This window comes from Halochromatium glycolicum (assembly GCF_016584085.1).
Lineage (GTDB): Bacteria > Pseudomonadota > Gammaproteobacteria > Chromatiales > Chromatiaceae > Lamprobacter > Lamprobacter glycolicus.
This window is the reverse complement of the sequence record NZ_NRSJ01000001.1, coordinates 146,335-155,000: the sequence shown is the minus strand read 5'-3', so window position 1 is coordinate 155,000 and position 8,666 is coordinate 146,335. Positions and strand designations below refer to the sequence as shown.

Below are 8,666 nucleotides of genomic sequence, written 5' to 3'. Positions count from 1 at the left end.
AATACGACCTCGGTACGCTCGGGGTCGAGCACACGAAACACCTGCGCGCGATAGGTTTCGGCGTTGGTCGCGACCTCATCACGGGACAGAGGCTTACGGGTCACGTTCTTGCCGGTTGGATCACCGATCATGCCGGTGAAGTCTCCGATCAGGAACAGCACCCTATGGCCGAGGTCCTGAAACTGTCGAAGCTTGTTCAGCAGGACGAGGTGGCCCAGGTGCAGGTCCGGTGCCGTCGGATCGAAGCCCGCCTTCACCCGCAATGGCCGCCCGAGCGCGAGCTTCTGCCGCAACGCCTCATCGGTCAGCACCTCATCGGCGCCATGAACAAGCTGATCAAAAGGGTCGGCCATGCGCCTGCTCTGATGGATCGAACCAGGGCCCCGATGCGATTGGGCTGCATCTCGGGGCGAATAGCCCGGCATTATCGCAAGAGAATCGACGCACCGCCAAGATCACCGGCGCGCCAAACAGCGCAAATCCCTTAACAGCCCGACGGCCTCAACGGTGAAGTCGGCTGGAACCGACCATCCGAGGAGTGGCTTTCGCCGAGCCAACAGCCTCAACTACACTGGCGCGACCAGGCAAACGCCATCCCCCATTCCATCTGGATCAGATCATGCGCGATTACAAAGGAAGCGGAAACATGACACTGCGCCGCCGGCGGCGGCGGCGCGCGCCCTGGGGGCTCCTCGCCCTCGTCGTTATCCTGGCTGCCGCCGCGATCGGCGGCTACCTGGCCTGGGACCGCATGGACCTGCTCACGCCGACCTCAACCATAGTCAAGTCGGAGCGGGAGCGCGGTGTCATCCCGTTGGCGATCCCGGGTCAGGAGGCGTCAACCGAGCCCGACACGGCCGAATAACGGCGCCCTATACGCCAAACGACGAGCCACAGCCACAGGTGGTCGTCGCATTCGGATTGCGGATGACGAACTGTGCCCCTTGCAGCCCCTCCGTGTAGTCGATCTCAGCCCCCGTCAGGTACTGCAGGCTCATCGGATCGACAAGCAGTTTCACGCCGTCGGTCTCGATCTCGGTATCACCATCCTGTACGGTCTCGTCGAACGTGAAACCGTACTGGAATCCCGAGCAGCCCCCGCCCTGGATGTAGACCCGCAGCATCAGGCCGGGCGACTCTTCCGCCGCGATCAGGTCTGCAACCTTGGCAGCTGCCTGCGAGGTGAATACGAGAGGCGCATCGAGCGCAATTGCTTCTGTCATGGAGCCAATACCTCAGCAAAATGGTTTGTCGTACCTGAGGGAGAGTAGGGGCCAGATGGGCCCTCATTCAACCTCCCTCGCCCCCACGAGATTGGCCGTTGCGACCACAGGAGTCGGCGACACCGTCTTCTTCTCCTTCAGGGCTGCCGGCCACAGAAAGGCATCGGAGGAAGAGGCGAGCCGCTCGCCTTCCGGTTCAATGTCAACGATAAACTCCTCGGCCGTCGCATCGTCAGGTAGCACGATCTCGCCGCGAATGATCTGAAAGTGCTCGAAATCGAGCGCCACTGTTCCCGGCGAAGCGCCGGGCAATGCTTCCAGTCTCACGGTTTCCCTGGCACCGCTGCGAGTCAACCCAAGCCGCAACCGAGCCACGCCCTGAATGCGCCCAGCCTGAGGCACCAACTCACTCAGCACGATCTCAAAGCGATACCTGCCAGGTGCCTCAAGCTGGGTCAGCTGTAGATCTTTGACCTCGACAACCCCTGTGTCGCCGCCACGCACGAGGCGCTGCAGATAGGCCACCCGTTTACTCAACAGCAAACGCTCACGCTGCATCTCAGCCAACGACTGCTGAGCCTGCCGTTTCGCTTCCCGATCCATCTGGTGGGCGCGCTCCAAGCGGATACGCTCGGCACGACCGCGCGCCACCTCCTCGGACAAGAAGGCTACCTCAGCACGTAAGGCCTGCATGCCAACCAGCGCCTCAGCCGCATCATGACGAGCCAGCGCGTAGCCGAGCGCGAAGGTCCCCCCGAGCACGCCGAGCCAGCCCGCAGCGACCGCCAGCCGCAGAAGCGGCCGGCGCCGACGCGTCCGGGCTCGGCCGATCCTGACCGCCGGGACGTTGACGCCAGCAGACAGATCGTTGAGGGAATGCCCACTCAAGACCGTATCAGGGCGCCAGCGCGGACAGCGCCAAGCCAGTGGTCTCCTCCCATCCGAACATGATGTTCATGTTCTGAACCGCCTGCCCTGCGGCCCCCTTAACCAGGTTGTCGATCACAGACTGCACGACGACAACACCCGCCCCCTGAGGCTCCGTAACCGCGACACGGCACAGATTCGTGCCGCGCACCGAACGCGTCTCAACCGACGTCGCGGACGGCAGCACGTCAACGAACGGCTCGTCCTGGTAGCGCTTCTGATAAAGCGCCGTCAGGTCGGTCTCGGCGAGTTCGTGATCGGGTTGCAACCGCGTTGCATAGAGGGTCGCCTCGATCCCGCGCACCATCGGCAGCAGATGGGGCACGAACGTGAGCCCGACGTCCATGCCGAGCGCGCGCTTGAGGTTCTCCTGGATCTCGGGCTGATGCCGGTGCCCACTCACGCTGTACGCCTTGAAGCTCTCGCCGCACTCAGCCATCAGCAGCGCTGTCGAGGCCTTGCGGCCCGCCCCGCTCACACCGGACTTGACGTCGGCGATCACGCGGTTGGCGTCGACCACCCCAGCCTCGAGCAGTGGCAACAGCCCGAGGGTAACGGCGGTCGGATAACAGCCCGGGTTCGCGACCAAGCGCGCTCCAGCAATCGCGCGCCGGTTCAGCTCCGGCAGTCCGTACACGGCCTCGTCGACAAGCGCCGGCGCAGCATGCGTCTGCCCATACCAGCGCTGCCAGAGCTCGACATCCTTGAGGCGGAAATCCGCCGCAAGATCGATGACGCGCACGCCGCTGTCGAGCAGCTGTGATGCCTCTTGCATCGCAGTGCCGTTCGGCGTCGCGAAGAAGACGAGGTCGCACTCGGCAAGCCGCGCCGCTTCAGGCGCTGAGAAGCTGAGGTCGGTCAGGCCGCGGAGCGCAGTGTAGTGCTCGGCGATCGCGGTCCCCGCCTCCGCGCGCGAGGTGACCGCTCGCAGGGCAATGCAGGGATGCCGAACCAATAGCCGCAGCAGCTCCGAGCCGGTATACCCGGTCCCGCCAACAATGCCGACGCTGATCATCGCAGTTCGCCTCGCCTGACGGCCGGATGATCAGCCACAGCTGCTGGTCGCCGAGCCGCAGCTGCCGCAGCCACCTCCAGCGGAAGGCAGGTTATTGAAAACAAAAGTCGCACTGCCATCGCCAGGGTCGACGAAGTCAATCTCGACGCCGCGCAGATGGATGAGCGTCCCGTCATCGACGACCACCCGGTAGCCGTCGAACTCACGAATGCCATCATTCGCGTTGACCGCATCCGTGAAGGTCATGCCGAAGCTCAGACCACTGCAGCCAGCGGACGCGGCATAGACGCGCACGCCCTGGATGGCATCGTCGACATCGGTGAAGAGCTCCGCCATCTTCGCTTGCGCGGCCGGAGTCATGGTGAGATCAGCCTCGCTGATGAAGTTGGACATCGTCAATGCTCCGCATAAGACCAAGATGATGGCTCGAAACTGTACAGCAGTCGCGCCAGCAAGCGCCAGCCAACGAGTGCATCGGCGTCAGGTCAACAAGGTTAGCAATGGGACTCAGACCTCGACCATCTCGAAGTCTTCCTTGCCCGCCCCGCATTCCGGACAGACCCAGGTCAATGGAACATCCTCCCATGCCGTTCCGGGCGCGATCCCGTCCTCGGGCCAGCCTTCGGCTTCATCGTAGATCAGTCCACAAATTACACACATATAACGCTTCATCGTCGTTCCTTCAGTCTCGTTTCAGAGCGTCCGGGGGCTCAACCGTCGTCGAGCCGGATCACGCTCGCGTTGCCAGATCGGGTGCCACATCGTCTTAAAGGTTGTCGAGACGCAGCTGTTCAGCCGTACAGGAGTCGGGGGTTATCGGAGCGTTTTCAACTCGGCTCGGTCCCAGTCCGGCTGCCACTCAGTCCGGCTGCCACTCAGTCCGGCTGCCACTCAGTCCGGCTGCCACTCAGTCCGGCTACCACTCAGTCCGGCTACCACTCAGTCCGGCTACCACTCAGTCCGGCCGCCACTCAGTCCGGCCGCCACTCAGGCTGCCGGTCGGGCCGCCGCCCCGGCTGCCGCCCCGGCTGCCGTTCGGAGATGCATCAGAGCTTGCGATGAACAGGTGGGCACCAGAAAATGGCGGCCCTCAAGCCAAGGTCGAGCAGCCCTCTCCGTCGTCGATGCGGGCCGGCCGCTTCATCACCAACCGTCATACCACTGTCAGGAGCCATCGCGATGTCCCGATCCCACGACCTGTTCTCCGCGGCCCAGCGCCACATCCCGGGCGGCGTCAACTCGCCGGTGCGCGCCTTCCGCGGCGTCGGCGGGGATCCGCTGTTCTTCGAGTCGGCGACCGGCGCCTATGTGACCGACGCCGATGGCAAGCGCTACATCGATTACGTTGGCTCTTGGGGCCCGATGATCCTCGGCCACGCCCACCCCGAGATTATCGCAGCGGTCACAGAGCGCGTCGCCAAGGGCCTCTCGTTCGGCGCCCCGACCGAGCTCGAGACGCTGATGGCCGACAAGGTCTGCGAGCTGGTGCCAAGCATGGACCTGGTCCGCATGACCAGCTCCGGCACCGAGGCGACGATGAGTGCATTGCGGGTCGCGCGCGGCTACACCGGCCGCGACAAGGTCATCAAGTTCGAAGGCAACTATCATGGCCATGTCGACTCGCTCCTAGTGAAGGCCGGCTCCGGCATGCTGACCCTCGGCGAGCCGAGCTCGCCGGGGGTTCCAGCTGCCCTCGCCGAGCTGACCATCACCCTGGCCTACAACGATATCGAGCAGGTCCGCCAGACCTTCGATGAGATCGGCGATCAGATCGCCTGCGTCATCGTCGAGCCGGTTGCCGGCAACATGAACTGCATTCCGCCGGTGCAGGGATTCCTCGACGGGCTGCGCGAGCTCTGCGACCAGCATGGGGCGGTGCTGATCTTCGACGAGGTGATGACCGGCTTCCGTGTCGCCCGCGGTGGTGCCCAGGAACGCTATGGCGTCACACCGGACCTGACCGCTCTGGGCAAGATCATCGGCGGCGGCATGCCGGTGGGCGCATTCGGCGGCAAGCGGGCGATCATGGAACAGGTCTCGCCATTGGGGCCGATCTATCAGGCCGGCACCCTGTCCGGAAACCCGATTGCGATGACCGCTGGACTCAAGACCCTCGAGCTGATCTCCGAACCCGGCTTCCATGACCGCGTGGCGGCGCAGACGGAACGTCTGACCCAAGGCATGGAAGAGCGCGCACGCGCCGCCGGCATTCCATTGACCACCAACCACTCGGGTGCAATGTTCGGGATCTTCTTTACCGACGCCGGGCCGGTCACCGATTACGCCGGTGCGACCGCCTGCGACCAGGACACCTTCCGGCGCTTCTTCCACGCGATGCTCGAGGAAGGGGTCTATCTCGCGCCTTCGGCATTCGAGGCCGGGTTCGTCTCGGGTGCCCATGGCGACGACGAGATCAGTGCCACACTCGACGCGGCCGAAAAGACCTTCCAGGCCCTGGCCGGCTGAAGCCACCGCTGGCATCGCCAGCCACAGTCGCAGCCGTCTCGGGCGTCGGTGCTGGCACCCGCTCGAGGCGGCCGTGCGATCTGCTAGCAGCCCGGCAATCTGACCCAGGTCCGCGCTGCGTGCCCATCTCAAGACGCGTGCCCGTGTCACTTGGCGACTGCGAGACCGCGGCGGAGCAATCACACCCGATCAGGCGGCCGCGGTCGAGGCGCCGCTCTCCGGGTATCTGATGCACGAGCTGCTCGAGTCACTGCTCACCTGGATCGGTGCGAATCCGAAGTCGGCCTATCTCGTCGTCTTCTCGGCCGCACTCGCCGAATCCCTTGCGGTCGTGGGGATGGTCGTGCCCGGCGTGATGATCCTCTTCGGCGCGGGCGCACTGATCGCGGCTGGCAAGATTGGCTTCTGGCCGACCGCGGGCGCTGCCGTGCTCGGCGCCGTGCTCGGCGATGGGCTCAGCTACTGGCTCGGCCATCGCTATGGCGACCGCCTACGCGACTGCTGGCCACTCAATCGGTATCCCAGACAGCTCGAGCGCGGCATCGCGTTCTTTGCCCGATACGGCGGCAAGAGTGTCGCATTCGGCCGCTTCTTCGGCCCCGGCCGCGCCATCATCCCACTGGTCGCAGGGATGATGCAGATGCGCCCGAGCCGCTTCATCGTCGCCAACCTGGGCTCCGCAGCGGCCTGGGGGCCGGCCTACCTGGCGCCCGGCATCGTATTCGGGGCCTCGTTGAAGCTGGCCGCCGAGGCCGCAGCACGCCTCGCCATCCTGCTGCTCATCCTGATCGGGTTCATCTGGCTCGTCGCCTGGCTCGCGCGGCGGCTCTATCTGCTCCTCAGTCCCCATGCCTCGGCCTGGGTTCAGGCACTGCTGCACTGGGCCAATCTCCATCCGGTTCTGGGGCGGACGGCCCAGGCCCTTGCCGACCCAGACCATCCCGACGCAGCCACCCTCGCCGCCCTCGCCGTCGCCTTGATCGGCGCTTCGGCCGTGCTCGGCATCGCGGTCAGTGCCGAGATCGCAGGTCCTCAGGAACTGGTGATCAACCAGATGATGTTGGACCTCGGCCAGAGCCTCCATACCCCGCTCGCTGATCAGATGATGATCGCGCTGAGCCGGCTCGGCGAGCCAGCGGTCACGGTGCCGCTCGTTGTTGCGGTGCTGGTGTATCTGGCTGCGAACCGACAGCGGCGCGCTTTACTGTATTGGCTCGCCGCGCTCGGTTTCCCGCTGCTCGCCACGCCTACACTGGGCTGGCTGGTGCGCGTGCCGCGACCCGAGATCGGGCTCGGCCTCGGCTGGCCTTGGTCGTTCCCGAGCGCGCAAGTGCTGACTGCAACCGTGCTGTATGGATTCCTCGCGCTATCGGTCGCTCGCACGCTAGAGCCCGGCTGGCGCTGGCTACCCTATGCCGCAGCCACGGTCATCATCGCCGCCGTCACCACGGCCAGGCTTTACCTCGGCACCGAATGGCTGACGGACCTTGTCGGCACGATTGCACTCGGCCTCGCCTGGATCGCGGCACTCGGCCTCGCCTTCCACTGTCACACCCGCCAGCCCCGCGAGGATGCCGGACTGATGTGGATCACGATCATCGTCGCCACTCTCGCTGTTACGACGGCAACCTTTGCGCAGCAGCACTCGGATCTCGCGCGCTACCGTCCTTCAGAGGTCTGGGAGAGCCTGGCCGCGGCCCGTTGGCGCGCGCGAGCACCCATACCCGTTGCAACGCATCGCGAAGACCTCTGGCGCCGGGATCAGCGTCCCTTCCATATCCAATATGCCGGCCCTCTCGACCACCTTCGTCAGGCACTGAACGCTCAAGGCTGGAGGTCAGCAGAGATGCTGAGTTGGACCAATGCCATCAAGCTGTTATCGCCGTCACTTCCTCTCAATGCCTTGCCGGTGGTACCGCATGTGCACGATGGCCATCACGATGAGCTCACGATGGTCAAAGACCTCTCCGACGGTCGCCGACTCGTGCTGCGGCTATGGGGAGCTCACTGCTGGATCGGCGGCTCCGTCCCGCTCTGGGTAGGGGACGTCACCGAATTGTTTAAGGACAACGTCTTAGACCTCTTCGCGCTGCCGCTAACGAAGCCGGCAACCGAGTTCGGCAACCGAACACTCCGCCACGATCTCGAGGAGGCTTCGACGATCGACGTCGAACCCGGCACCCCAATGCTGCTGGCTCCCAAGGGCTCGAGGTTGCTCGAAGGCTGAGCCGGCCTCACGGGGCGCCTCTGTGGCGACGGAACCGGCATCTTGCACAGCCGAAACGACCGACAGGGCCTTTCAGAGGTTCATGGCGGGGCGCCATCTCGACGGATGCGATCGAGGCCTCTATGGCCCCCTCGCGCGACGAGGCTAACCCGCCTCTTCACCCCAGCGCCGCGCCAACCGGTGGGGGATGCCGAGATGATCGAGCACCCGCGCCGCGATGAAATCGATGATGTCCTCGACGCGCTGCGGATTGAAGTAGAAACCCGGATTGGCTGGCATGATCACGACGCCGGCGCGCGCCAGGCGCAGCATGTTCTCCAGGTGAATGGTCGTAAACGGTGTCTCCCGGATCACCAGGATCAGCTTACGCCCCTCCTTCATCGTGACATCGGCGGCACGGTCGATCAGATCCTCGCTGAGACCGGCAGCGATATTGGCCAGGGTCCCCGTCGTGCACGGCACAACGGCCATCGCATCCGGCGGATTGGTACCACTGGCCACCGGCGCCGTCCATTGCTGCCGGCCGAACACGCTGAGCTGACCCGGCTGCGCCCCAAGGTAGTCCGAAAAAAAGCGCTCGGCCTCCTGCGGCCGCGCCGGCACCTCGAGGCCGGCCTCCATGCGCAGCACGACCTGCGCTGCCTGCGAGATCAGCAAGTAGACCCTGACCTCGGCATCGATCAGCCCCTGCAACACCCGCAGCCCGTAGCCGGTGCCCGATGCACCGGTCAGCGCAATTGCGACGGTCTTGGTCCAACGACTGGAAGGCGGCCTGCTCATCGGTTTCTAGATCGCATAAGGGTTATCT

General features: G+C 64.8%; 10 protein-coding genes (1 of these 10 running past the window's edge). 3 read left to right on the top strand and 7 right to left on the bottom strand.

What is annotated here, in order from left to right; genetic code table 11:
• Positions 1-353: the 5' portion of a tyrosine--tRNA ligase gene (tyrS, locus tag CKO40_RS00645; RefSeq protein ID WP_200343769.1), read on the bottom strand. The gene continues 841 nt to the left of window position 1, outside the view; only the first 353 of its 1,194 coding nucleotides appear in the window; its start codon is at positions 351-353; its stop codon lies off the left edge, out of view.
• 266 nt (positions 354-619) lie between these two features.
• Here tyrS and CKO40_RS00640 point away from each other — a divergent pair, with 266 nt between their 5' ends.
• Positions 620-865 (top strand): hypothetical protein, encoded by a 246-nt coding sequence (locus CKO40_RS00640; RefSeq protein ID WP_200343767.1) that lies wholly within the window; start codon positions 620-622, stop codon positions 863-865.
• Between the two features lie 7 nt (positions 866-872).
• On the opposite strand, the gene erpA is transcribed toward CKO40_RS00640, so the two are convergent.
• From erpA to CKO40_RS00615, 5 genes are all read right to left on the bottom strand, one after another.
• On the bottom strand, positions 873-1,223 hold the full coding sequence (gene erpA, locus CKO40_RS00635; protein ID WP_200343765.1) for an iron-sulfur cluster insertion protein ErpA: 351 nt from the start codon (positions 1,221-1,223) through the stop codon (positions 873-875).
• Between the two features lie 63 nt (positions 1,224-1,286).
• Complete coding sequence (locus CKO40_RS00630) at positions 1,287-1,886, bottom strand: DUF6776 family protein (protein ID WP_200343763.1); 600 nt, start codon at positions 1,884-1,886, stop codon at positions 1,287-1,289.
• 232 nt (positions 1,887-2,118) lie between these two features.
• Positions 2,119-3,165, bottom strand: a complete 1,047-nt coding sequence (gene argC / locus CKO40_RS00625) for an N-acetyl-gamma-glutamyl-phosphate reductase (protein WP_200343761.1) — start codon at positions 3,163-3,165, stop codon at positions 2,119-2,121.
• Positions 3,166-3,195: 30 nt separating this feature from the next.
• Positions 3,196-3,558 carry a HesB/IscA family protein gene (locus tag CKO40_RS00620; RefSeq protein WP_200343759.1) on the bottom strand — a complete coding sequence of 121 codons (363 nt, stop codon included), beginning with the start codon at positions 3,556-3,558 and terminating at the stop codon, positions 3,196-3,198.
• A gap of 114 nt (positions 3,559-3,672) precedes the next feature.
• The gene (locus CKO40_RS00615; RefSeq protein WP_200343757.1) at positions 3,673-3,837 is read right to left on the bottom strand and encodes a rubredoxin; all 165 of its coding nucleotides are present in this window, start codon (positions 3,835-3,837) and stop codon (positions 3,673-3,675) included.
• A gap of 507 nt (positions 3,838-4,344) precedes the next feature.
• Here CKO40_RS00615 and hemL point away from each other — a divergent pair.
• Positions 4,345-5,631 carry a glutamate-1-semialdehyde 2,1-aminomutase gene (gene hemL, locus CKO40_RS00610; RefSeq protein ID WP_200343755.1) on the top strand — a complete coding sequence of 429 codons (1,287 nt, stop codon included), beginning with the start codon at positions 4,345-4,347 and terminating at the stop codon, positions 5,629-5,631.
• Positions 5,632-5,860: 229 nt separating this feature from the next.
• Positions 5,861-7,858, top strand: coding sequence for a bifunctional DedA family/phosphatase PAP2 family protein (locus CKO40_RS00605; RefSeq protein WP_200343753.1), 1,998 nt, complete (start codon positions 5,861-5,863; stop codon positions 7,856-7,858).
• 144 nt (positions 7,859-8,002) lie between these two features.
• Here CKO40_RS00605 and CKO40_RS00600 read toward each other — a convergent pair whose 3' ends face one another.
• Complete coding sequence (locus CKO40_RS00600; protein WP_200343751.1) at positions 8,003-8,638, bottom strand: flavin prenyltransferase UbiX; 636 nt, start codon at positions 8,636-8,638, stop codon at positions 8,003-8,005.
• Positions 8,639-8,666: the final 28 nt, after the last annotated feature.